25 protein-coding genes and 1 other RNA gene are annotated in these 22,213 nt (G+C 49.9%); 8 read left to right on the plus strand and 18 right to left on the minus strand.

Going from position 1 to position 22,213, the window contains the following annotated elements; genetic code table 11:
- Nucleotides 1–288: 288 nt before the first annotated feature.
- The 5 genes from ychF to IE082_RS06280 form a co-directional block, all read right to left on the minus strand.
- Nucleotides 289–1,380 carry a redox-regulated ATPase YchF gene (gene ychF, locus IE082_RS06260; protein WP_189493065.1) on the minus strand — a complete coding sequence of 364 codons (1,092 nt, stop codon included), beginning with the start codon at nt 1,378–1,380 and terminating at the stop codon, nt 289–291.
- A gap of 178 nt (nt 1,381–1,558) precedes the next feature.
- Complete coding sequence (rapZ, locus tag IE082_RS06265; RefSeq protein WP_189493066.1) at nt 1,559–2,428, minus strand: RNase adapter RapZ; 870 nt, start codon at nt 2,426–2,428, stop codon at nt 1,559–1,561.
- Nucleotides 2,428–3,405 carry an HPr(Ser) kinase/phosphatase gene (gene hprK, locus IE082_RS06270; RefSeq protein WP_189493067.1) on the minus strand — a complete coding sequence of 326 codons (978 nt, stop codon included), beginning with the start codon at nt 3,403–3,405 and terminating at the stop codon, nt 2,428–2,430. The genes rapZ and hprK overlap by 1 nt, the downstream gene beginning before the upstream one ends.
- 52 nt (nt 3,406–3,457) lie before the next feature.
- Nucleotides 3,458–3,928 (minus strand): PTS IIA-like nitrogen regulatory protein PtsN, encoded by a 471-nt coding sequence (ptsN, locus tag IE082_RS06275; protein ID WP_189493068.1) that lies wholly within the window; start codon nt 3,926–3,928, stop codon nt 3,458–3,460.
- Nucleotides 3,929–4,064: 136 nt separating this feature from the next.
- Nucleotides 4,065–5,045: a LysR substrate-binding domain-containing protein gene (locus IE082_RS06280; RefSeq protein ID WP_189493069.1), complete on the minus strand. Its 981-nt coding sequence runs from the start codon at nt 5,043–5,045 to the stop codon at nt 4,065–4,067.
- A gap of 303 nt (nt 5,046–5,348) precedes the next feature.
- Between IE082_RS06280 and IE082_RS06285 the strand changes: the two genes are divergently transcribed.
- From IE082_RS06285 to IE082_RS06295, 3 genes are all read left to right on the plus strand, one after another.
- Nucleotides 5,349–6,224: a DMT family transporter gene (locus tag IE082_RS06285; RefSeq protein WP_189493070.1), complete on the plus strand. Its 876-nt coding sequence runs from the start codon at nt 5,349–5,351 to the stop codon at nt 6,222–6,224.
- Nucleotides 6,225–6,296: 72 nt separating this feature from the next.
- Entirely contained in the window at nt 6,297–6,500 is a 204-nt protein-coding gene (locus IE082_RS06290; RefSeq protein WP_189493071.1) for a 2-hydroxymuconate tautomerase family protein, read from the plus strand.
- Complete coding sequence (locus tag IE082_RS06295; RefSeq protein ID WP_189493072.1) at nt 6,500–7,408, plus strand: EamA family transporter; 909 nt, start codon at nt 6,500–6,502, stop codon at nt 7,406–7,408. The genes IE082_RS06290 and IE082_RS06295 overlap by 1 nt, the downstream gene beginning before the upstream one ends.
- A gap of 239 nt (nt 7,409–7,647) precedes the next feature.
- Here IE082_RS06295 and ubiB read toward each other — a convergent pair whose 3' ends face one another.
- The 3 genes from ubiB to ubiE are packed head-to-tail and all read right to left on the minus strand — an operon-like array spanning nt 7,648 to nt 10,674.
- On the minus strand, nt 7,648–9,237 hold the full coding sequence (gene ubiB, locus IE082_RS06300) for a 2-polyprenylphenol 6-hydroxylase (protein WP_189493073.1): 1,590 nt from the start codon (nt 9,235–9,237) through the stop codon (nt 7,648–7,650).
- On the minus strand, nt 9,234–9,905 hold the full coding sequence (locus IE082_RS06305; RefSeq protein WP_189493074.1) for a ubiquinone biosynthesis accessory factor UbiJ: 672 nt from the start codon (nt 9,903–9,905) through the stop codon (nt 9,234–9,236). The genes ubiB and IE082_RS06305 overlap by 4 nt, the downstream gene beginning before the upstream one ends.
- Nucleotide 9,906: 1 nt before the next feature.
- Nucleotides 9,907–10,674 (minus strand): bifunctional demethylmenaquinone methyltransferase/2-methoxy-6-polyprenyl-1,4-benzoquinol methylase UbiE, encoded by a 768-nt coding sequence (ubiE, locus tag IE082_RS06310; RefSeq protein WP_189493075.1) that lies wholly within the window; start codon nt 10,672–10,674, stop codon nt 9,907–9,909.
- 111 nt (nt 10,675–10,785) lie between these two features.
- Between ubiE and purU the strand changes: the two genes are divergently transcribed.
- Nucleotides 10,786–11,652, plus strand: a complete 867-nt coding sequence (gene purU / locus IE082_RS06315) for a formyltetrahydrofolate deformylase (RefSeq protein ID WP_189493076.1) — start codon at nt 10,786–10,788, stop codon at nt 11,650–11,652.
- 186 nt (nt 11,653–11,838) lie between these two features.
- Nucleotides 11,839–12,114, plus strand: coding sequence for a tetratricopeptide repeat protein (locus tag IE082_RS06320; RefSeq protein WP_189493077.1), 276 nt, complete (start codon nt 11,839–11,841; stop codon nt 12,112–12,114).
- Nucleotides 12,115–12,259: 145 nt separating this feature from the next.
- Here the strand turns inward: IE082_RS06320 and IE082_RS06325 are convergent, their stop codons facing one another.
- The 3 genes from IE082_RS06325 to IE082_RS06335 are packed head-to-tail and all read right to left on the minus strand — an operon-like array spanning nt 12,260 to nt 14,385.
- On the minus strand, nt 12,260–12,859 hold the full coding sequence (locus IE082_RS06325) for an O-methyltransferase (protein ID WP_189493078.1): 600 nt from the start codon (nt 12,857–12,859) through the stop codon (nt 12,260–12,262).
- A gap of 60 nt (nt 12,860–12,919) precedes the next feature.
- The gene (locus tag IE082_RS06330; protein WP_189493079.1) at nt 12,920–13,504 is read right to left on the minus strand and encodes a UbiX family flavin prenyltransferase; all 585 of its coding nucleotides are present in this window, start codon (nt 13,502–13,504) and stop codon (nt 12,920–12,922) included.
- Entirely contained in the window at nt 13,501–14,385 is an 885-nt protein-coding gene (locus IE082_RS06335; protein ID WP_189493080.1) for a DMT family transporter, read from the minus strand. Before IE082_RS06335 ends, IE082_RS06330 begins: the two co-directional genes overlap by 4 nt.
- A 200-nt stretch (nt 14,386–14,585) precedes the next feature.
- On the opposite strand from IE082_RS06335, the gene IE082_RS06340 reads away from it, so the two are divergent.
- On the plus strand, nt 14,586–15,329 hold the full coding sequence (locus tag IE082_RS06340; protein WP_189493081.1) for a HesA/MoeB/ThiF family protein: 744 nt from the start codon (nt 14,586–14,588) through the stop codon (nt 15,327–15,329).
- 138 nt (nt 15,330–15,467) lie between these two features.
- Here IE082_RS06340 and grxD read toward each other — a convergent pair whose 3' ends face one another.
- The 3 genes from grxD to IE082_RS06355 all read right to left on the minus strand — a co-directional run bounded on the left by grxD (nt 15,468) and on the right by IE082_RS06355 (nt 17,542).
- Entirely contained in the window at nt 15,468–15,791 is a 324-nt protein-coding gene (grxD, locus tag IE082_RS06345) for a Grx4 family monothiol glutaredoxin (protein WP_189493082.1), read from the minus strand.
- A gap of 47 nt (nt 15,792–15,838) precedes the next feature.
- Nucleotides 15,839–17,077, minus strand: coding sequence for an NAD(P)/FAD-dependent oxidoreductase (locus IE082_RS06350; RefSeq protein ID WP_189493083.1), 1,239 nt, complete (start codon nt 17,075–17,077; stop codon nt 15,839–15,841).
- Between the two features lie 87 nt (nt 17,078–17,164).
- Nucleotides 17,165–17,542, minus strand: coding sequence for a protein tyrosine phosphatase family protein (locus tag IE082_RS06355; RefSeq protein ID WP_189493084.1), 378 nt, complete (start codon nt 17,540–17,542; stop codon nt 17,165–17,167).
- A gap of 171 nt (nt 17,543–17,713) precedes the next feature.
- Between IE082_RS06355 and tpx the strand changes: the two genes are divergently transcribed.
- Entirely contained in the window at nt 17,714–18,214 is a 501-nt protein-coding gene (gene tpx, locus IE082_RS06360; RefSeq protein ID WP_189493085.1) for a thiol peroxidase, read from the plus strand.
- Nucleotides 18,215–18,242: 28 nt separating this feature from the next.
- On the opposite strand, the gene IE082_RS06365 is transcribed toward tpx, so the two are convergent.
- Genes IE082_RS06365 through IE082_RS06375 form a run of 3 tightly spaced genes read right to left on the minus strand, consistent with a single transcriptional unit; the run spans nt 18,243 to nt 20,009 of the window.
- Nucleotides 18,243–19,118: an SDR family oxidoreductase gene (locus IE082_RS06365; RefSeq protein WP_189493086.1), complete on the minus strand. Its 876-nt coding sequence runs from the start codon at nt 19,116–19,118 to the stop codon at nt 18,243–18,245.
- Nucleotides 19,115–19,759, minus strand: a complete 645-nt coding sequence (locus IE082_RS06370; protein WP_189493087.1) for a hypothetical protein — start codon at nt 19,757–19,759, stop codon at nt 19,115–19,117. The genes IE082_RS06365 and IE082_RS06370 overlap by 4 nt, the downstream gene beginning before the upstream one ends.
- On the minus strand, nt 19,752–20,009 hold the full coding sequence (locus IE082_RS06375) for a hypothetical protein (protein ID WP_189493088.1): 258 nt from the start codon (nt 20,007–20,009) through the stop codon (nt 19,752–19,754). Before IE082_RS06375 ends, IE082_RS06370 begins: the two co-directional genes overlap by 8 nt.
- 91 nt (nt 20,010–20,100) lie before the next feature.
- Between IE082_RS06375 and ssrA the strand changes: the two genes are divergently transcribed.
- Nucleotides 20,101–20,454, plus strand: a transfer-messenger RNA (tmRNA) gene (ssrA, locus tag IE082_RS06380).
- A 504-nt stretch (nt 20,455–20,958) separates the two neighbouring features.
- On the opposite strand, the gene IE082_RS06385 is transcribed toward ssrA, so the two are convergent.
- Entirely contained in the window at nt 20,959–22,149 is a 1,191-nt protein-coding gene (locus tag IE082_RS06385; RefSeq protein ID WP_189493089.1) for a C45 family autoproteolytic acyltransferase/hydrolase, read from the minus strand.
- Between the last annotated feature and the right edge of the window lie 64 nt (nt 22,150–22,213).

Here is a 22,213-nt window from a genome sequence, read left to right on the forward strand (position 1 = left end):
TTTGATACACTCAAAACCTAATCTAAAACACATCGAATCTTGCGTGCTCGAAGTTTTGAGTTTTGGCGAAACCTAACCCAAAACCCGTCTGCTGCATGCAAGGTCGATTGGCCATTAGAGGTTTCAACTTCGAAAGTTAATTTGACAATGCCCTTGTAGACGTTGAGTGGACGTTGCTTATTGACACCGATTTCATCATGTAATGCCTATGTTGTGGTCTTTGCACATTAATTGGCCGAAAAAAACCAGCCTGAGCTGGTTTAGTACATACAAAACATGCGAACATTTTCAGACATTGAATAAAAAGTTCAATACGTCACCGTCCTTAACCACATACTCTTTGCCCTCAGCGCGCATTTTGCCAGCTTCTTTTGCACCGTTCTCGCCCTTGTAAGCGATAAAGTCATCAAAAGCGATGGTTTGCGCACGAATAAAGCCACGCTCGAAATCCCCATGGATAACACCTGCAGCTTGCGGGGCGAGGTCACCAATGTGAATGGTCCAAGCTCGAACCTCTTTCACACCTGCAGTAAAGTAGGTTTGCAAACCAAGCAGCGTGTAACCTGAACGAATCACACGGTTCAGCCCCGGCTCGCTCATGCCCATGTCGGCCAAGAACATTTCTTTTTCATCATCGTCGAGACTGCCGATTTCGGCTTCGATGGCGGCGCACACCGCGACGACGGGAGAACCTTCTTTATCAGCGTAGGCACACACGGTGTCTAAATGTGGATTGTTCTCGAAACCTGTTTCTAAAACATTCGCAACATACATGGTCGGCTTAGCCGTGATAAAGCAGTAAGGCTTGAGTAAAGCGAGTTCCTCTTCATCCAGACCGACGCTGCGAATGGCTTTCGCCTCATTGAGAACTGGGATGATTTTTTCGAGAACGGTGATGAGCTTGGCGGCGTCTTTGTCACCTGAACGAGCGGTTTTCTGGTGACGTTGCAATGCTTTTTCAGCCGTTGACAAGTCGGCAAGCGCTAACTCCGTGTTGATGACTTCGATGTCGGAAATCGGATCGATTTTACCCGCCACATGAATCACATTGTCATCATCAAAGCAGCGTACAACGTGAGCAATCGCGTCGGTTTCGCGGATATTGGCAAGAAACTTATTTCCCAAACCCTCACCCGTTGACGCACCCGCCACCAAACCTGCGATATCGACGAACTCAACCGTGGCGGGTAAAATCCGCTCAGGTTTGACAATAGCGGCAAGGTCAGCCAAACGCGGATCAGGCACTTCAACCACCCCGACATTCGGCTCAATGGTGCAAAACGGGTAATTCTCCGCCGCAATACCGGCCTTGGTCAAGGCGTTAAACAGGGTCGATTTACCGACGTTGGGTAGGCCAACGATGCCGCATTTGAGTGTCATGATGTGTGTCCGAAAGATAAAACGAAGCCGCTATTATAGCGGCTTCGGTGTGGGCTGGGGGGGGATTCGTTCTGATTCAGAAAAGGCATATTATATTGGTTGGTTAAAGTAATCACCAAATTTTTGGCACAAAGATAGCACTAACTAAATGACCAGCGGACAGTTATATCCGCTTTTTTTACGTGGGTGTCAGTGTTCGATGCCTGACCAATACTTGCGCTTTATCCCTTAAACCTTTTTCGATAAACCGTTTGGCGAGGGTGTGGGCAATGTAAACCGAGCGATGTTGACCGCCTGTGCAGCCGATGCCGATGGTGAGGTAGCTGCGGTTGTCGTCCTCAAAGCGAGACAGCCAGCGCGTGAGGAAATGCTCGATGTCTTCAATCATGCGATCGGTATCGGGTTGGTTTTGGAGGAATTGTTGAACAGGCGCATCGAGGCCAGTTTGTGGTCGTAGGCTGACATCGTAGTACGGGTTGGGTAAGCAGCGTACATCAAAAACAAAATCAGCGTCCATGGGGATGCCGTGTTTGAAACCAAATGATTCAAATAAAACGGTCAAACCTGTTTTTCGTAAATCCAGTAGCTCTTTAATCCATTGCTGTAATTGACGTGCTTTAAGTGTACTGGTGTCGATAACGGCAGAGATTTGGAGTAATGGGAGGAGGCGTTCGCGTTCTGAGGTGATGGCGTCTTGTAATGATACGTCGTGTTCGCCGCCTGCGCGTGAGAGTGGATGGCGGCGGCGGGTTTCGGAGAATCGCTGAATCAGGGCGGTGTCGTTCGCGGTGAGAAATAAGGTGTGAACGGAGAGGCCTTGTTGCTCAAATGCGGCGACTTGGTCTGGTAGTTTGGTAAAGTCGGCAGAAGAGCGCGCGTCAATGCTGACGGCGACGCGGCTGTGTGACTGTACAGACAGGGTGGAGATGAGGTTGGGCAACAAGTTGGCAGGCAGGTTATCAACGCAGTAGTAGCCTGCGTCTTCCAGTTGATTGAGGGCGACGCTTTTACCTGAGCCTGACAGACCTGTAACGAGGACGATGTGCATCAGATGTTTCCTTGCTGGTTGTTGGTGTGATCAAGCGGGAGGCTTTGTTGACTTTGCTCTTCCATTGCTTGGCGTTGCCGTTCCATGAAATCTTTGAGGGTGTCGATACCGCGCAGTTGCAGTACGGTGTTGCGCACAGCCGCTTCGAGCAATACGGCCAAGTTGCGGCCTGCTGCGACGGGCAGAACGACTTTGCGGATGTCGACACCGAGAACCTCTTCAGTGAGGGCTTGTGAAGGCAGTCGTTCGTAATGATTTTCGAGTTCAGCACGTCGCACGAGTTGGACAATGAGCCGCAGCTTGATTTTTCGACGCACGGCGGTTTCACCGAAAATCATCTTTATGTCGAGTAAACCGATACCGCGCACTTCAAGTAAATTTTGCAGCAGCGGTGGGCAGCGGCCTTCGATGTAATCAGGCGCCGTGCGCAGCAACTCAACCGCATCATCGGCAACAAGGCCGTGACCACGACTGATGAGCTCCAATGCCAGTTCGGATTTGCCCAGTCCTGATTCACCGAATATCAATACGCCGACACCGAGCACATCCATGAGCACCCCGTGGCGCGTGGTTTGTTCGGCAAATTGGCGGTTGAAATACACGCGCAAGTAGTCAATCAAATCTGCCGAGCTTTCTGGACTGGCGAACAGTGGGATGGCGTGCTCATTACACCATGACACCATAAAATCAGGCGGAGTGAGTGAATCACCGACGATGATGGCGGGTGGCTCACCGTAGACGAGAAAGTCATTGAGGTATTCGAATCGCCGCTCGGGCGTGAGCCAGTCAAAGTAAACCAGTTCAGCCTTACCGATGATTTGAATGCGTGCGGAGTGAATCAGGTTTAAGTGACCGACCAAGTCAGCTGACGCAACGCGTGATTTGGCGAGGATGCGGAATGCGCCGTCTTTGCCCGCGCACCATGTGAGTTCGAGTCGCTCGGCAACGTCGTTATATAGCGTGGAGATGGATTGCATGGTGAAGCCTCCAAAGAAAAAACGACTCACTCATGAGCCGTTTGGTGGATGTTTAATGGGCGCGGCGGGCGGGCTGCCAAGTTTGCACCAGCTGCAATACCTCGCCAGCACTTTGGGCGCTTTTTAGTGTGTCGCGCAAGTTTTTATCAGAGAGCAATTCGGCCAGTTCTGACAAAATCTCTAAATGCTGCTGTGTGGCTTGCTCTGGCACGAGCAAAAACACCAGAAACGACACAGGTTGTGTATCTGGAGCATCGAATGCCACGGGTTGCTGGAGGCTAAGGATGGCGGCGGTGGCTTCTTTGAGCCCTTTGATGCGGCCGTGAGGGATGGCCACGCCTTGCCCAAGGCCGGTTGAGCCGAGTCGCTCACGCGCGAGCAAGCTGTCAAAAACCTTGCCTCGCTCAATGCCTTGTTGATTTTCAAACAAGGTAGCCGCGTGCTCAAACACACGTTTTTTGCTGGTGGCTTCAACGCCCAAGTCAATGTTATGGGCGGGCAAAAGTTTTGCGAGTAAGTTCATGAGCAGCTCGGTAGTCAAACGGTGGACAGAACCCGCATTATAACCACCAGTTGAGTGAAAAAACAACGAAGTTGTGCGGTGTTGGGCTTGTTTGTCAGCGTTTTGAGACAATGGTTTAATGCGGCTTGTTTGTTCGTTAAAAAATCGGGTGTTTTAGCGGCAATGACAATTCATCTGTCTTTAAAAAACCAAATGGCTTGGCCGTATCTGGCGCCAAGGACAATGTTGCCATAGAACGCTCAAATATATGACATTGCTCTTTTAGCCATTGGGCGAACACCAAAAGTTTTTCGACTTTATGACTGCGATTGGGCCACAGCAAATAGTATGCCGACTCATAAGAAGCGACAATGGGGGTTATTCTCTGTACGAGTCCTTGTTTGAGCCATGATTCAGCGATAGATAGACGAGTCAATGCAGCGCCGAGCCCATTTTTGGCAGCTTCTAAGGCGAGATTGGAGTCGTTGACCACCAGTGACGGAGGCGGTGGTGTAGCATCTAATCCTGCGGCGAGGAACCAGTTTGACCACGATTCATTGGTCGCAATGGTGTGCCCGACAGCAATGGCCTGCTCGGGTGTTTGTGTGGGGGAGAACCGCCTATCGCTTGGTGCGGCAACCAATATTTGTCGCTCAGACATGAACCATTCGCTGTGCGTGTTTTGTGTTTCCACCGAGCCAAATCGAATCGCACAATCTACTGGGCTGCTTTCAAAGTCAACCACCTCTAAGCTGGCGATGAGTTCAATCCGCCAGTTTGGGTGCTGCGCATAAAAGTCGGGCAGACGCGGCACCAGCCAGTGCATCCCAAATGATGGCAGCAATGCGATGGTTAAATGCTCCGATTGCGAGCGCATATTGATTCGACTGGTAGCGCTGGACACTTGCTGTAACGCGAGCCGAACTTGATAAGCGTAAACACGTCCCTCTGGCGTTAAGCTCACTCGCCGCGCACTTCGGTCAATCAGAGCGATGTTTAAATAGGCTTCGAGTAGTTTTAACTGATGGCTCACTGCACTGTGGGTCACATGTAGTTCTTGCGCTGCAGCCGTCACGCTTCCCAAACGCGATACGGCTTCAAAGGCACGAAGAGCAGACAATGGAGGGAGTTTTAGCATAAATCATCCCAAAAATTAAGGTTTTGCAATTCCAAATAAGCAGCTTGGGCACACCACCGTCATTTTGATCTCATGCGTGTCATGTTTCGGATGCGGTCTGGTGGCTAAATTGCTTTATGTGAAAAAAGCTAACAAACAAGGTGAAAATATATCGTTTGCCGAGAAAAGCACTTCTGCCTAAAATACAGCCATGTCCATCGGCAAAATCCTTTTTTTTTCAAAGGTTAAAAGTGGATGATGATGTTGCGAATCAGTTTGGTGGTGTTTGATTGTCTTTTCGGTTAATTTCTTAGAAAGCCATGTATGTCTTTTTCGTCTATTTGTCGATTTGTGTTGTTGGGTGCTATTTGGGGTGCTTCATTTTTGTTTATGCGGATTTTGGCGCCTGAAGTGGGGGCACTTTGGACGGCGGAGTCGCGATTAGCGATTGGTGCGCTGGTTCTTGTCCTGTATTTGCAAACGAGAAATATCTCGTTGAATCTTGAGCATTGGCGACATTATGCGGTGGTCGGTTTCCTTAACTGTGCTGTGCCGTTTTCTATGTTCGGTTTGGCGGGAAAGTTGTTGCCTGCTGGTTATTCTGCTGTGCTGAACTCCTCCGTGCCGCTGTGGGCGATCATCTTTGCTGTCTGGGCGTTCAACGAAAGCATTACAAAAACGCGCGCAATCGCTTTATTGCTCGGTGTCGTGGGCGTGGCGTTTGTGGCACAACCCACGACTGATGTGCAGATGGGTTGGTTGTTTATGGTGGGTGTGGGCGCTTGCTTGCTGGCTTCTGCTTGCTATGCACTGTCTGGGATTTACCTCAAAAAATACACCTCTGGGTTAAAGCCTCAAGCCATCGCCACTATGTCTCAAGCATTTGGGGCTTTGATGCTTTTGCCGTTGGCGCTATTGAGTGGTTTGCCGAGTGTTATCAGTGTTGAGGCTGCGGTGAGCGGCGTTTTACTGGGTGTTTTTTGTTCTGGCATTGCTTTCTTGTTGTATTATCGCTTACTGGAGGATGAAGGGATTTTATTGGCCAGTGGTGTGACGTTTTTGGTACCTCTGTTTGGTATATTTTGGGGGGCAATGCTCTTACATGAGCGGCTTGGTTGGCCTGTGTTCGTTGGTTGTGGTCTGATTATTGGCGCCGCTTATCTCCTTTACCGCAGTAATCGAGTCATGGTCAAGCAATAAGTGACTCGTCGATTCGGTTTCTCCAGTTTTTGCATGCGTCTGCATGCCATCTTTAGAAGCAGGAAAGCCATCATGCCCTACGTCAATATCAAAATCACTCGTGAAGGCGCAACGCCAGAGCAAAAGGCCGAGCTCATTAAAGGCGTCACCGATTTACTAAAAAATATCCTTGGTAAAAATCCTGCCACCACGGTCGTTGTGATTGATGAAGTCGATACTGACAATTGGGGGCTCGGTGGTGAGTTGGTCACTGTGCGCTGCACTAAAGGCTTGTGATGAGATCGCACATCAGCCTCAACCATGCACTGCTCGCTCTCATCGTCGTTGCAATTTGGGGAACGAATTTTGTTGTCATTAAAGAGGCGTTGGCGACATTGCCGCCTTTTTTGTTTGCGGCTTTGCGTTTTGCACTTGTGTTTTTGCCTGCGGCATTTTTTTTGAAAAGACCGAACGTTCCATGGCAGCAGCTCGCTGCTTACGGCATCCTCATCGGTGTTGGGCAATTTGGCTTTGTGTATTTGTCCATTAATGGTTTTATCGCTGCAGGTCTTGCTTCACTCGTAGTGCAAACACAGGTGTTTTTTACCATCGGTTTGGCTATGTTTTTCTCTTGCGAGCGACTAAAATTTTTCCAAATTGTGGCGTTGCTGCTCGCTGTTTCTGGCATTTTTGTCATCATGGCGCATACCGATGGCGACACCACGCCGCTTGGTTTATTCATGATGCTTATTGCCGCCTTGTCTTGGGCGGCAGGTAATATCGTCAATCGTCACTCCGCCCAAACCACGCAAAATCTCAATATGCTCGCTTATGTCGTTTGGTCAGCAGCTTACGCCGTGCCGCCGCTGGTGGTTTTGTCATTATTGTTTGAAGGCGTACCCCTCATTAGCACCGCCATTGCCCATATGACGCTCGGGACATGGGGTGCGGTGCTTTGGCAGTCTGTCGCGAACTCATTGTTCGGCTATGCTATCTGGGGCTGGTTACTCGCGCGCTATCCCACTGCAACCATTGCGCCGCTGTCTTTGCTCGTGCCCGTGTTTGGTATGGGTGCGGCTTTTGTTTACTTGGGCGAGCTTTTACCTGTGTGGAAGCTCATCGCAGCAACGCTGATTATGGGTGGTTTGGCGTTGAATTTGCTTTGGCCAAAAGTGGTGGGCATGCTGAGGATGCAACGGCCTTAATGGGACTGATTAGAATATAAAAAAGACGCGGTGATTCGCGTCTTCTTTAGTCAATAGGTCAAAACAAGCATCACAAATACCCTATAAAACAGGGTTAAGTCCGTGATTGGTTGATGAGAGGCGTTTATTTTGTCACAGACGCAACACCCCTTGCACGACTTGTCCCATGCGTTTGTAATAGAGCCGCTCGTACGTGTCACCTGCGTGGTGGTATTCTTGGTTGCGCCTGAATGCCTTAATCAGCGACGAAGGAACAACCAATAAGCCCCTGTGCTACCTACCACGATTAGGAGACTGAGCAGCCAGCGCATCTGCCGAAGCTGCCGCTGCAATTGCTGTTGCTGCGCACTTGAGGTTTGGAGTCGCTGTTCGACCTGCGCCAACTGAGGAGCTTCGTGCAGCTGCGTCAGCAGCTGGCGCGGTGCACTGGGTAGGAGTTTAACGATGTAAAGCCATTCTTTTTTGAGTTGGTTCAGAATACCGCATGGGCCGAGTGTGGTTTTCATCCACTTTTCGAGAAAAGGATAAGCGGTTTCCCACAAGTCAAGCTGTGGGTAAAGAATGCGTCCCAAACCTTCAATGTTGAGCAGCGTTTTTTGCAACAACACGAGCTGTGGTTGTACGGCCACGTTGAACTGACGCGCAATGTCAAACAACCTGACCAACACTTCGCCGAGTGAAACTTCTGATAATGTCAGGCCGTAGCTTGGTTCGATGGATGTGCGAATGGCGGTGGTTAATGCCTCAATCGAGGTGTCAGCAGGCACCCAACCAGCGCGGACGTGTGCCTCGGCAATCGTGCGATAGTCACGGCGAAAAAAAGCCAAGAAATTAATGGCCAAATAATAACGATCATTGTCCGACAAACTGCCAACGATGCCGCAATCGAGTCCAATGTAGTGACCGTTGGCCACACCTGATTGTGCGTTACCAATAAAAATATTCCCAGGGTGCATGTCGGCGTGAAAAAAGCCGTCTCGAAACACTTGGGTGAAAAATATCTCCACGCCATCATGAGCGAGTTTTTTTAAATCGAAGCCTTGGGCGCGTAACGCATCGACATGAGAAATCGGCACGCCGTGCATCCACTGCAGCGTCATCACGCGCCGCGCCGATAAATCCCAACACACCTCTGGTAAAGCCAGAATGTCTGTGTCTTTGAAATTGTGGCGCAAGACACTGGTATTGGCCGCTTCACACTGCAAGTCAAGCTCTTGGGTCAGATGCTGTTCGATTTCACTCACCACATCCACGGGACGCAAGCGTTGTCCGTCACGATGATACTTTGCAAGGACTTTGGCCAACGTGTACAAGCATCGAATGTCTGTTTTGATGAGTGCATCAATACCAGGCCGCAACACCTTCACAGCCACATCACGCCCTGCCCATGAGCCAGATTTGACCACGGCACGATGCACTTGGGCGAGTGAGGCCGTTGCCTCGGGCACGTTGTCAAAGTGTTCAAACATTGCATCAATCGATTGGCCGAGCTGTTGCTCAATTTCTGCGCGAATGATTGAACTGTCCAGTGGGGTGATATTGGCTTGCAGGTGAGACAGCTCGCTGATGTATTCGGTCGGCAGTAAATCAGGGCGCGTCGAGAGGACTTGACCGAGTTTGATAAAAATCGGGCCAAGTGATTCGAGGGCTTGGCGCAGCTGTGCCGCATCCTGCGCATGGTGAACCGTGGTGGCACGTGGTGCAATACGTCGCATCAGGCGGGCATACCAAGCCTGCGATGGCCACAGTGAAAAAAGCAAATGCAGCACACGATGTGTGCGCAAGACACGGCCAATGGTGATGAAACGTTTGAGCACGGTCCAGCTCATGAGCGACTCACTTGTTGCTGCAAATGGGCAATGCGCTGCTCCAAACGCTCTACACCATAGCGAAGGTTGAGCGCCTCACTGGCGAAGTGATCCAGCGTGGCATGACGAATCATGACAGGCGTTTCATCCAGCAGAGCATATTGAGCCTGCTCGGTTAGGCTACTGGTGGCTTGCTTGATGTGTTGGGTGATGGTTTTGATGCCGCGCTCGATGTAATGAGAGGGCACATCGCCGATGAGCTTGGCCAATTCCTCCCACACTTCAGGGCGCAGACGCTGTGCCAGAGTGTTCACCCATTCGGCCAATTGAGCGTCGCCCGAAATATGCACATGACGCATGAGTTGGGGAATATTGAGCGGTAGGGTCAGGTTCGCATACAGCGTTGGCTGAACCGTCAGCGTGACATTAGCGTGCTCGAAAAATAAATCGGCATCCAATGCTTCGAGAATCTCATGAGCATCCACTCGCCAGCAAAGTTGGTGTGTTTGACCGAGGAGAGGAAAAGATACAGCAATGACTTTGTCTTCATTCGGCTGCGCGCTACTGCTCACCCATGCTTCGCTCGCCGCCATTTTTTTGACGGCAAATGCCACCGCGCGAGCCAGCTGTATGTCTAATGAGGCCTGCCATTGTGCAGGATTGAGCGCGGATAGGAGTTGGTTTAGCATGTTAAATTTTGACACCTTCATGCAAAGCAACCACGCCCGCGCTCATGTTGTGGTATTTCACAAAGCCGAAGCCTGCATCGGTCATCATTTGTTTGAGGGTGTCTTGGTCAGGGTGCATGCGAATCGATTCGGCCAAATACTGGTAACTGGCAGAGTCGTTCGCGATGAGTTGTCCCATTTTTGGCAAAATGTTGAATGAGTAAAAATCATAGGCTTTTTGAAGCGGCGCGGCGACTTTGGAAAACTCCAGTACAAACACGCGGCCACCAGGACGCAATACGCGCAGCATTTCTTTGAGTGCGACGTCTTTGTGGGTCATGTTGCGCAGACCAAATGCGACAGTGACTACGTCAAAATAGTTGTCGGCAAACGGCAGTTGTTCAGCATTGGCCAATGCGACTGGCATGACCAAGCCTTTGTTGAGCATACGGTCGCGACCCACGCGCAACATGGATTCGTTGATGTCGGTCATCCACACCTCACCAGACTCGCCAACGCGTTTGGCAAATGCGGCGGCCAAATCGCCTGTGCCACTGGCGATGTCGAGTATTTTCATCCCCGGTCTTGGTGCGACACGGTGAATGGTAAAAAACTTCCACGCACGGTGCAAACCCGCGCTCATCACGTCGTTCATGATGTCGTATTTTTGGGCGACAGAGTGAAACACCTCAGCCACTTTGGCTTGTTTTTCGGTTTCTTTGACAGTATTGAAGCCGAAATGTGTGGTGGCATCGTGGTTCTGTGTGTCGTTGTGCTGTTCTGTGGTCATGATAAGCCTGTGGAATTAACCGTTAAAGTGTTTTTTCGGCGATAATAACGCCCTTTTGAGCCATATTTTAATGGATTTTGTGGCACACAGTATCATTAACAGCGAATCAATATGACAAACCCGAATTTTATTCTGACATTATCTTGCCCTGACCAAATGGGCATTGTGCATACCGTTTCTGGCTTTTTGTTTGAGCGCGGCGGCAACATCATCGACTCGGCGCAATTCGACGACCAAGACTCCGATCGTTTTTTTATGCGTGTTCACTTCGAGGAGCGACGTCCTGATGTGGGTTTGGACAAGCTCAAAGCAGAGTTTGAGCCTATTGCGCAAAAATTCAACATGGATTGGCAAATGTTTGATGGCCGAGTCAAACCTCGTGTGCTGATTATGGTCTCGAAAATTGGTCATTGTTTGAACGACTTGTTGTTTCGCCACCAATCAGGTAATTTGCCCGTTGAGATTGCGACAATTGTTTCGAATCACCCCGATTTTTACCAATTGGCGGCCTCGTATAACATCCCGTTTCATCATTTGCCGCTACTCGGTGCATCCGATGAGCAAAAAGCCGCGCAAGAGGCTCGTATCATTGAGGTGGTTGAGCAACAGAAGATTGATGTAGTGGTGTTGGCACGTTACATGCAGATTTTGTCTAATGATTTGTGCCAAAAACTCAGTGGCCGCGCCATCAATATTCACCACTCGTTTTTACCCAGCTTTAAAGGTGCTAAACCATATCATCAAGCCTTCAACAAAGGCGTCAAACTCATTGGCGCAACGGCACATTTTGTCACTGCCGATTTGGATGAAGGCCCGATTATCGAGCAAGACATTGCCCGAGTGGATCACAGTATGACACCTGATGAACTCACTGCGATTGGTCGAGATGTCGAGTGCGTCACATTGGCGCGCGCGGTCAAATGGCATGCAGAGCATCGAGTGCTGCTCAACGATAAAAAAACCGTCGTATTTAAATAATACCCAACTGCATAATTCGATTTTTGGTATCGGCATTCACGTGATTATCGCAGTGTTTTTCACGATTCATGCCATGCGCCAAGGACGTGAGATGTATTGGTTGTGGATTTTGTTTGTGTTTCCCTTTTTGAGCAGCCTTGTGTACTTTTTCACTGTGTATTTGCCCAATCATCTGTTGGTAATCAAATGCGTGTGGCCAGTGCATTGCTCTCTGCGGGTAAAACAGCGCAAGCGATTCGAACATTCGATGCTTGTCTGGAGCGAGCATCTGTCAATGACTTGGATTTACGTATTGAAGCTACGAAAGCAAAAATTGAAGGCGGCCAGGCCGAAAAAGCCATTGCACTTTTGCGCGATGTGCGCAAACAGAAAGATGCTTATCGTGTGCAGGATGTGGCCCTTTTATCCGCACGGACTTTGGTAAATGCAGGGCAAGATAACGCTGCAGCGTCAGCAGTTTGAATACCTGTATAAAAATTTTGGGGCGATTGAGGTCAAACACTGGTCTCCTCACGCAAAATACCTGAATAAACCGTTACTCAAAAAATTCAAACAGGCTTTTTCTGCAGCCAAATAATGTGCGATACTCACTAACCATTAGGGTTGGTCACAGCTGGATTAACATCACCCCATCGTCGTCGTCGACTTGTTCGATGCAATAACCAATGGCATTGACTTCTAAATAATCATAAAACCGTTGCATTTTGTCCTTGAATTTCACAACATCGTCAATCACGATTAATGCATCGTCAGTCGCCAGCTTGCGGGCGCGTACAAAGAAATCCAATGTGCCGCTTTTATGCGCATCAATAAAAACAAAGTCAAATGAGGCGTGCGGCAGCAACGGAAAAACCTCCAACGCATTGCCAAAATGCAAATCAATCGGCGCGTTGAGAACCGTGAAATGATGCTGCGCCTCTTCAACCGATGGTTTGGAAATATCCATCGTCGTGACTTTTGCTTGCCATGCTTGAGCCACTTGCCAAAAGCGCAACGCTGAATAGCCGTTAGCGCAACCGACTTCGAGGATGTTTTTTGGTTGCCGTTCTCGCAGTAGGTTTTGTAAAAATACGACATTGGCGGGACTGATATTGGGGATTTGTCGCTTTTGGCCGAGCAGGTACAGTGCGTCCAAATACCCATCCAGAGGTTCAGGAGCGGGCAAGTGTTTGATGATTTCGGGCAATGCGTGCGTGTATTTATCCATGTGGTGCGATGGTGGTTTTTTTGAATAAAAAGGTTGGACAATCAATTGGGATTGCCCTTTTTAATAATCGTTGATGGACGTCCAGCGAGGTGCAAGTTTGGCATCAATGCCGTGACCGTCAAGCACGCGACCGACCGTGTGATTGACAATGTCATCAATGGTGTGCGGTTGCTGATAAAAGGCAGGCACAGGGGGGAAAATGACGCCACCCGCTTCAGTCACGGCGGTCATGTTGCGCAGGTGAATGAGAGACAGAGGGGTTTCACGCACAAGCAAAGTTAAGCGACGTCTCTCTTTGAGCGTCACATCCGCCGCACGACTGATAAGGTTATCCGAGTAGCCGTGGGCGATGGCAGCGAGGGTTTTCATCGAGCAGGGAGCGACAATCATGCCGTCGCACGAGAACGAGCCACTGGCGATGGATGCGCCGATGTTTTTATTGGCATGCACCATGTCTGCGCGAGCTCTGATGTCATCTTTGGAAAATTTGAGTTCGTGCTCGATGGTCAACCAGCCTGCTTCAGAGATGATGAGGTGGGTTTCTACGCCGCCAATTTCGCGCAATACATCCAGCAGGCGAATACCAAGCACCGCGCCAGTCGCTCCTGTGATAGCAATGATCAGTCGTTTGGTAGGGAGAGTCATGTTTTTGCCTTTTGGGTTGTCAATTGATTGCTTCGATAGAGCAGCAGTGCGCCGCCGATGATGAGGGCGCAACCTGCAAAGACATGCCAACCCAGTCGTTCATGCAGCAAAACCGCGCCCCAAAATATACCAAATAACGGGATCAAAAAGGTTACGCCGCTCGTCATCACCACGCCAATCTCATCCAGCAGCCGATAATACAATAAAAATGCCACACCAGAGCACAGCAAACCAAGCAGTAAGCCGCTCACCGCAGCCTGTGCGCTGATGCTGGTGGGCACGCCGCTCATTAAAGCAAGCGGCAAAATCAGTAACGCCCCTAAGGTTTGAGACATGGTAGCAGTGGCTTGAGGTCGCAGGCCTTTGCCGTATTTTTTCAGATAAATGCCTGTCAGCGCATAGCACGCCGTGGCAACCAAGCAAGCGGCAACACCTCCAATAAACATCCAGCCTGCGTTCACATCAGCCGCTGGTTGTGCGACCAGTGCGACACCCAAGACACCGAGCGCGAGCGCGGCCATACGCATGGGTGTGATTTTATCGCCCAAAAACCACGCAGCGAATAGTGTGGTCCACAGCGGTACGGCGGCATTTAAGACCGCCGAATAACCCGCAGGCAGTAGTTTACCTGCCACGGCAAACATCGAAAAAGGCAACGCGCAATTTAGAAAGCCAGCGACGGCATAGTGACGCCAGTGTTCAAGATTTAGGGGGATGCGACGAATCTGCAAATAAATCAATAAGGCGACAGCACCGATGGCCAAGCGCGATTCGGCAGTCCACAGCGCACCGACTTCGGGTGCCAAAATTCGCATAAATAAGAAAGATGCACCCCAAATAGCGGCGAGAAGAATGAAGCGTAAAAGGGCGTTTGGGGTCATGAAGGGCTGCTTGAACGTGTTGGTTGGGAGATGATTGTAAGGAAAAGGCTTGGTGAGCGCACTCCGAATCTTGCGCTATTTTCTATCATGATTTTTGAGTGAGCGAAAGGCAACCAAGACACCTACCCATCAGACATCCTCATATAATGGTGCTATTTTAAAGCAATTCGCTTTTTCTGCCTCACACAAAGACGATGAGAATGAACGATACACAACTTTTACGTTATGCCAGACACATACAATTGGCGGAGATGGATATTGAAGGACAAGAAAAACTCATGAGTGCTCATGCACTCATCATCGGTGCGGGTGGTTTGGGTGCGCCAGCGGCGATCTATTTGGCAGCCAGTGGTGTTGGGCGCATCACGATTGTGGATGATGATCGGGTTGCTCTGTCAAACTTGCAACGACAAATTATATTCGGTACTGATGATATTGAACGCTTGAAGGTTGATGCCACAAAAGCCGCTTTGAGTCGACTGAACTCAGAGGTCGTTATCGTGCCAGTGGCGCAGCGTGCTGATGATACGTGGCTCATGGCACATTGTGTGGATGCTGATGTTGTACTCGATTGCTCGGATAATTTTGTCACACGCCATGCGGTGAATCGCGCTTGTGTCGCGTTACAAAAACCGCTGGTGTCAGGTGCGGCGATTCGATTTGATGGGCAGATTTCGGTGTTTGATGCCCGATTGTCTGTGTCGCCGTGTTATGCGTGCTTGTTTGCCGCAGAGCAAAACTTCGTCGATGAGTCGTGTTCAACCTTGGGGGTTTTTGCGCCATTGGTGGGTATCATCGGCGCGATGCAAGCGGCCGAAGCTTTGAAAATCATCGTCGGCATTGGTGAGCCGCTGGTAGGAAAACTATTGACATTGGATGCGCGATTGATGCAATGGCAAACATGGCAATTGACTCGAAACCCACATTGTTCTGTATGTGGGTAAAGCCTGAGGTCACATAGAGAACGCTTAGACGGTTGCGTCAACGCGTATCATCGTGATGAATTTTATTGACAAACCAGAAGAACAATGTGCCAGAGTGAGCGTTCACTCTGGCACATTCGCTTTGTAGATCAAGTTAGCTTATTCTTGCGTTGATTTAACCAATTCTTGTAACTCACCTGATTCAAACATTTCGCTCATGATGTCTGAGCCGCCGATGAATTCGCCTTTGATGTATAGCTGAGGAATCGTTGGCCATTGCGAGTAATCCTTGATGCCTTGGCGAATGTCTGCGTCATCTAAAACATTGACGGTGGCCACGGCTGTCGCGCCACACGTTTTGAGCAATTGAATGGCTTTTCCTGAAAAGCCGCATTGGGGAAATTGACCCGTGCCTTTCATGAACAAAACAATGGGGTGATCCGTGATGGTTTTTTCGATGAATTGGCGAGTAGCGTCTGTCATTTTGAAGTCCTTTAAATGATGTGTTTGTTGATGAGCGTCTGTTAAGGTTATTTGACTGCTGGTTTTTTGGGACGAGCAAACCACTCGCGTCCTTTGAGCATGAGATTCCAGTACAACCATGGAAACAAGTATTTTTTCATGTACCAGCCGATGGCACGGGGTGGTGTGGGGTCTTTACCAAAGGTGGGCATGAGCACGCCGTTGTAGCCAAATTCTGCGAGGATGAGTTTGTGGTGGCCGACAGTAATCGGGCACGCACTGTAGCCATCGTATTTCATGGGCATGGGTTTGCCTGCACGCAGGGCGAGTAGGTTTTCAGCGAGGATGACCACTTGTTTGCGAATCGCGGCGGCTGTTTTCGAGTTCGGTGCGCTCATGCAATCACCGAGGCCGAAGACATTGGCAAAGCGCGGGTGTTGCAATGTGGCGTTATCCACCTCAACCCAACCATCAGCATTGGCCAATGGGCCTTCTTTAATAAATCTGTGAGGCTTCTGAGGCGGCACAACGTGCAGCATGTCGAATGATTTTTCGACACGCTGAACATTGCCGTCAGCGTCTTTGGACTCAAACCATGCTTTTTTTGCCACACCATCAACAGCCACCAACGTTGAGCCAAGATTAACTTGAGCGCTGTACGAAGCCATCTGGGCTTGCAGGTTCGGAATAAAATCAGGCACAGAAAATAACGCGCCCCCTGCATTGTGAAACTCAATGTGGATGTTGCCAAGAATGCCTTTTTTCTGCCAATGTGCTGCTGAAAGGTAAAGGGCTTTTTGTGGTGCACCCGCACATTTTATCGGCACCATCGGTTGCGTGAACAGTGCCGTGCCGCTGCGTGTGGCCTGAACACATTCCCACGTGTATGGGGCAAGGTCAGCGCGGTAGTTGGATGTCACGCCATTTTTCCCAAGCGTTTCTACCAGTCCAGGAATGGCGTCCCAAAGTAGTGTAAGACCCGCAGCCACGATGAGCTGCTGGTACTGAACCACTTCACCATTCTCACAGCTCAATGTGCTTTCGTCAGGGGCAAAACTGGTGACCGCCGATTTAATCCATTTGACTGGATTGGGCATGACCGCATGCATGGTTTTGACGCTGCTTGCCACGTCGAACTCACCCGCGCCGACCAAAGTCCAAGCAGGTTGATAATAATGCTGATCGGATGGCTCGATAATGGCGATGTCGAGATTCGCTTGACGACGCAATAAGCTCGCAGCCAAGGCAATGCCGCCAGAGCCGCCGCCGACAATGACGATGTCGTGGGTGCGTGTAGTAGTGGTCATAAGGAGCCCCTCAAAAAGCAGTGTGATGAATAAAAATACATCGATTCACTTCGTACAAGAAGCAAGCGGTACTCGACGGCATTTCATTTATTCTGGTTGGTTCATGGTTTGTGCATCAAGCAAACCCAAAGCAACGGCAGCCTGAAACACATTCGTACAGCGTGTCCCTGTGCGGCAGTAGGCGAGAATCGGCTTTTCCGCACGCGCCACGTGCTCTGCGAACACTTCAACAGTCTGTTGGTTCATCGCGGCACCTGAGAAAGGTTGGGCTATGAAGTTGAGTCCTGCTGCTTTAGCTGCTTGTTCGATTTGAGCAATGGTTGGTTGCTCGTTGCCACCTTCAAAATCAGGGCGATTGCAGATGACGGTTTTAAAGCCTGCTTGCGCAATGGCTGCCATATCTTCTGGTGATGCCTGTGGTGCCGTGGCAAACAATGGGTTGTGTGCAGTCGCAGTGAAGCTCATGTTGATGTTGAATCCTCGTCAAAAATTAGGGGCTGATTTTAAGGTGTCTATTATAAACCGTTTATGCCAAAAAAAATGCTCGGCTGCGCTTCAAGCAGAGCTCAGCACAATCATACAAGCTTGGCTATAATGTACAGGTAGTTTTTGATTATTCACAACAAAGGAACAGTTATGGCACAGGTATTATTGCGCGGCAACCCCATCAATACATCAGGCGATTTGCCTGCGGTGGGTGCTAAAGCGCCTGAATTCACACTCGTTAATGCACAGTTGGGTGAAGTCAAACTATCTGACTTTGCTGGTAAAAAAGTGGTTGTCAGCATTTTCCCATCGATTGATACGCCAACTTGCGCAACATCGACTCGCAAGTTTAACCAAGAAGTGGCCGCTCACCCAGGCATCAATGTGGTCACAGTGTCAGCGGATTTGCCGTTTGCGTTGACTCGCTTTTGTGCAGCAGAAGGCATTGAAAATGTTCATACCTTGTCATCATTTCGCTCAACGTTTGGCCAAGATTACGGCATGACCCTCACCGAAGGGCCTTTGGCTGGTGTACTGGCTCGTGGCGTGGTGGTGGTTGATGAATCAGGTCAAGTGATTCACTCTGAATTGGTCAACAATGTATCGGATGAGCCAGATTATGCGGCAGCCCTCAAAGCACTAGGCGTTTGATATTTGATTGAATGCAAAAAGCCTCGCGTTACAGCGAGGTTTTTTGCATTTCGGCCACAAGTAATGAGATTGCTGTGCGATGATCTGTGACAAATTGTCGAGCGGATGGATATTTCAAGGCGATGCCTAAATCGCGCTTGAGCGCATCATTGCGGATGCGGCGAGACTCGCGCATGAAGCTGAGTAGTTGGGCGCTGACTTTTTGCGCGATTTCCTCGCGCGTCACTCGTAGTGGTGCAGGCCAATCTGCCGCTTCACTCAATAAGGTGAACCAGTCCCCCATCGACAGCGGTTCATCATCGCACACATTGTAGATTGAAATGCCCTTTAGTTGACGCAGGGCGACGACACACACAGCTGCTAAATCATCAGCGTGGATGTGGTTTGAAAAGCTGTCTTCTTCTGCTTTTAAGATGGGGGTACCAGCCAAAACACGCGCCAGTGGCAGACGCTCTAATGCATAAATCCCAGGTGCGCGCAGTATCGTCAGTGTCATCGAATGCTGTTTGGCAAAATCAGTCAACTGCTGCTCCGCATCAACACGCCGAATGGCTCGTGCGCTCTGTGGATTCGGTGGTGTCGACTCATCAACCCATGCGCCACCGCAATCGCCATAAACCCCAGTAGTGCTGATATAAACCAGATGTGTGGGTCGGCGCTCAGCATCTGTTTGCCAAAAACTCAGCAGGGCTGTCAAACGCGTGTCTGTCTCGCCCGTATTCGGTGGTGGAGCGGTGTACAGAACCGCGTCAGCGGTTGGTAATGCATGAAACAGCGTTGTATCTTTGCAGGCCTCATCCAAATCCAATATGGCTCTCGTGGTTGCGGTCACCTGCCAATCATTGAGCAGTGATAACGCCCGTCGAGCCACATCACCTAAGCCGATGATAGTGAGTTGGTTCATGCGCTCGTCTCGACTTTAAAAATCAAACCTTGGTTAATCAACTTGGCATAGCGTGCAGGTAGGTGCGCATTGATTTGCTTGGCTTGAACCGTTGCAGGATAGCGGCAAATCATTTGAGCTGGCGTCTGCCTTTGATCCCACAATGACCAAGTGATTACAGCACCATCAGGCAAATCCACCGCACTGCTGAACATGGGTGAGCCTTCTGCATAACCCGTATGGAAATCAACGCGATGCGGGCCTTCTGGAAATGGTTGCCCTCCAAAAAAGTTAAACAGCGAGTCGTGTGTGGTGATACTGCGCCATGCATAAGGCCAGATGTATTCGCGCAAAAAGAACTGATCCGCGAAGTGTACCGAAGCCAATGGTTGAGTCAAAAAATCAGCAATTTTTTCAGTCATCGAAAGCAGAGCACCACGCACGCAGCCCCACAACCTTGCTAAAATCAGCTCCGTGTGGCTACCCGCATCGCGCATCATGTGAAAGGCTTTGCCGCTGTCAATCCACTCAGAGACAGCACCAGGCTCACGTTTTGAAATCACTGAGTCCGCATCTCGGAAAATTACGCGCTCGACGATGGGATCATCATAAGCGGCGAATCGCCAGATTGGCCCAGGCCATCGCTTTTGCTCATCAGTCACTTTGAACCGCCTCAGTCCATAAGTCCAATCGCGTGCAGCAGACAACAACATCCGACCACCCATAAACCAAGTTGGGTGATGTTTTGATAAAGGCTAAAGCCATCTGAAGGGCTTCTTCGAATAAACCCGCATTGAACTTTTCGAGAAAACGTTGCTTGGCCGTCTCAGGGTTGTCTAAGGGCGTAACCTTTTGGAAAAACGGGTGTGGTTTAGTGGGACGTGCTTTGGATTTTTTTTGGATACTTCGCATTTCTGACTCTCGTAGTGGCTATTTTTAGCATTGTACCAACCGAATAGCAGCATGTGTTACACTAGCGCTTCTGATTCAACGCAACAAACACGGGGGCGACTTGGCTTCGACGTGGGTTACAAAGTTGAAGAGGGCATGCCGAGGACTGTTCACCTCGTAAATCAAACAGAAAAAACTAAACGCAAACAATAAAACGTTCGCATTAGCAGCTTAATCGCTCGCTAGCCGCCGTTCTCGGTTGTCTTTGGCTGAGATAATGGCGTCATTTACGAAGAATCGACGGTATTTGGGTGACTTAAATACGGTTTAAATCCAAGGTCAATCGCGAGACAAGTGTCAGCTGGGTTGATGCGACTCTCGCTAAAGTTGAAACAATCCAGCTAAGCATGTAGAACTCTCAATAGAGGGCTTGCGGACGGGGGTTCGATTCCCCCCGCCTCCACCACAGATAAATTCGATAAGAACCAAAGAAGTGCAGAAACCCAGTAAATATCAATGTTTACTGGGTTTTTTGTTGTCCGACAACATCCGACGATGTAGAAGGGCTGGAGTTAGAAGTGCTAAAAGGTGCGCGAAAATGGATTAAACAATCCAACCATCCTGCGCTTTTGCTTGAGGTATGGGGAGACTATATGCCCACACAGATCCCAAAAAGAGAAGCCTTAATAAAGTTTGTCACCGAGACGCTTGGCTACGAAGTCGAAGTATTTGGCGAGTTATGCATTGCAATACCCTGAGCGAAAAAATTCAACATAGTACGTCATGAAACAGGGCCGGGCGTCGACCTTATCATTGCTTAATCAAAGACTTATGCTGTCTTTGATTAGCAGCACGTTCATTTAACCATTAATCTTTTATTTTGTAGGAGGCATCTGTATGTGATGCCTTTGCTGATAAAGCTTGGTAAATAAGCCCCCTATGTCACTTAGGACAATGCCAGTAAACAGCATTACACCGTCGCCCAAACATACCCACCGTTATCCCACGGCACAAACGCCACTTTCGCAGCACCTGCGATGACTTCAAGACGGACGACTTCGTGTGGCTGCACGACATCATCCATCCACGCGACGTCTGCGCCGATGCGCTCGGAGGGCATGGTAACGGTTCCGTTCTCAGCACCGGACATTTGGTCGAGGTAGGTGGTGCCGTAGCTGACTTTGATCTCTCCTTCGTCAAAGGCATCCACGGATTGATGCCAGCGATACGATGGCCAGATGAAGTCAATCTCATTTTGCTCTGGCATGTAAACCGCACCGTACAAGGTGCCATAACCTCTGTGAAATGAAGTTTGGAACACGGGTGGTTGCATGAGGGCATTGGTCATGGTGGATAAATCAACACCATTACTTAAACACGCATTGAGTGTGTCGCGTCGCTCGACGCTGCGTGTGGCGCGGGCGTGCGCGAGCCACATGACTTCGCCTTGAAAGTTGGTGACCACTTTTTCGGTCACGACTTGGGGTGCGCGATCAGGGGCAAGGTGGACGATGACGTTAAAGCCAGTTTTGTCTAACACGGTGACCGAGTAGCTCATGTGTGAAGGAATGCGGTTGAGCATGGCGACGGCTTCTCGTCCACTGGTGGCGAACTCGAGAATATAGCGCAAAATGATAGGCACACCGAAGCCTTCACCCACGATGGTGCGCCCACCAAACGAGAGAGAGACGGCGACGCCTGACTCGTTCATGCCATCGAGCACCCCCCAGATGCAGTCAGACATGGCGATGACGCGCTGATTGTGCCATTTGGTCGAAAACATTGAGCCTTCGAGCAGTGCGGGGGAAAAGTCATAGTTGCGAAGGAGCGCATTGTTGGTGCTGCTGACAGATGGGTTGGGATTTTGCCAAATCGCTTGTGAGCAGCCCGCGATGAACGGTGGCGGTGTCCACAGACTGAGAAATCGCGCTTGCGCGTCTTCGCCACCGAGCATTTCGGTGAGCTTCTCGTACATGGGTACCAGCTCAGGCATGTGTGTGCGCATCGCGCGACGACATGCGAGATAGCTGGGGCGACGAGTCAGACCACCCCAACCGTACCAGCGCTCATAGGCTGGCCAAAAATGCTGGGCGCGGGCGAGCCATTTGTGAGATGGCGCGTCTTCTGACATGGCGCGAAAGTGTATGGTGGATGTGCCCATAGATGATGGTCAAAAGCGATGAATCGCTTTTTTAATTTAAATTTGGTGCATAAGCAACGATAAG

Source organism: Formosimonas limnophila (genome assembly GCF_014652675.1).
GTDB lineage: Bacteria > Pseudomonadota > Gammaproteobacteria > Burkholderiales > Burkholderiaceae > Hydromonas > Hydromonas limnophila.

Coding starts and splice junctions, on each gene's coding strand:
- ychF (WP_189493065.1), bottom strand. CDS start 1,380: ATGACACTCAAATGCGGCATCGTTGGCCTACCCAACGTCGGTAAATCG.
- rapZ (WP_189493066.1), bottom strand. CDS start 2,428: ATGCACATCGTCCTCGTTACAGGTCTGTCAGGCTCAGGTAAAAGCGTC.
- hprK (WP_189493067.1), bottom strand. CDS start 3,405: ATGCAATCCATCTCCACGCTATATAACGACGTTGCCGAGCGACTCGAA.
- ptsN (WP_189493068.1), bottom strand. CDS start 3,928: ATGAACTTACTCGCAAAACTTTTGCCCGCCCATAACATTGACTTGGGC.
- IE082_RS06280 (WP_189493069.1), bottom strand. CDS start 5,045: ATGCTAAAACTCCCTCCATTGTCTGCTCTTCGTGCCTTTGAAGCCGTA.
- IE082_RS06285 (WP_189493070.1), top strand. CDS start 5,349: ATGTCTTTTTCGTCTATTTGTCGATTTGTGTTGTTGGGTGCTATTTGG.
- IE082_RS06290 (WP_189493071.1), top strand. CDS start 6,297: ATGCCCTACGTCAATATCAAAATCACTCGTGAAGGCGCAACGCCAGAG.
- IE082_RS06295 (WP_189493072.1), top strand. CDS start 6,500: ATGAGATCGCACATCAGCCTCAACCATGCACTGCTCGCTCTCATCGTC.
- ubiB (WP_189493073.1), bottom strand. CDS start 9,237: ATGAGCTGGACCGTGCTCAAACGTTTCATCACCATTGGCCGTGTCTTG.
- IE082_RS06305 (WP_189493074.1), bottom strand. CDS start 9,905: ATGCTAAACCAACTCCTATCCGCGCTCAATCCTGCACAATGGCAGGCC.
- ubiE (WP_189493075.1), bottom strand. CDS start 10,674: ATGACCACAGAACAGCACAACGACACACAGAACCACGATGCCACCACA.
- purU (WP_189493076.1), top strand. CDS start 10,786: ATGACAAACCCGAATTTTATTCTGACATTATCTTGCCCTGACCAAATG.
- IE082_RS06320 (WP_189493077.1), top strand. CDS start 11,839: ATGCGTGTGGCCAGTGCATTGCTCTCTGCGGGTAAAACAGCGCAAGCG.
- IE082_RS06325 (WP_189493078.1), bottom strand. CDS start 12,859: ATGGATAAATACACGCACGCATTGCCCGAAATCATCAAACACTTGCCC.
- IE082_RS06330 (WP_189493079.1), bottom strand. CDS start 13,504: ATGACTCTCCCTACCAAACGACTGATCATTGCTATCACAGGAGCGACT.
- IE082_RS06335 (WP_189493080.1), bottom strand. CDS start 14,385: ATGACCCCAAACGCCCTTTTACGCTTCATTCTTCTCGCCGCTATTTGG.
- IE082_RS06340 (WP_189493081.1), top strand. CDS start 14,586: ATGAACGATACACAACTTTTACGTTATGCCAGACACATACAATTGGCG.
- grxD (WP_189493082.1), bottom strand. CDS start 15,791: ATGACAGACGCTACTCGCCAATTCATCGAAAAAACCATCACGGATCAC.
- IE082_RS06350 (WP_189493083.1), bottom strand. CDS start 17,077: ATGACCACTACTACACGCACCCACGACATCGTCATTGTCGGCGGCGGC.
- IE082_RS06355 (WP_189493084.1), bottom strand. CDS start 17,542: ATGAGCTTCACTGCGACTGCACACAACCCATTGTTTGCCACGGCACCA.
- tpx (WP_189493085.1), top strand. CDS start 17,714: ATGGCACAGGTATTATTGCGCGGCAACCCCATCAATACATCAGGCGAT.
- IE082_RS06365 (WP_189493086.1), bottom strand. CDS start 19,118: ATGAACCAACTCACTATCATCGGCTTAGGTGATGTGGCTCGACGGGCG.
- IE082_RS06375 (WP_189493088.1), bottom strand. CDS start 20,009: ATGCGAAGTATCCAAAAAAAATCCAAAGCACGTCCCACTAAACCACAC.
- IE082_RS06385 (WP_189493089.1), bottom strand. CDS start 22,149: ATGGGCACATCCACCATACACTTTCGCGCCATGTCAGAAGACGCGCCA.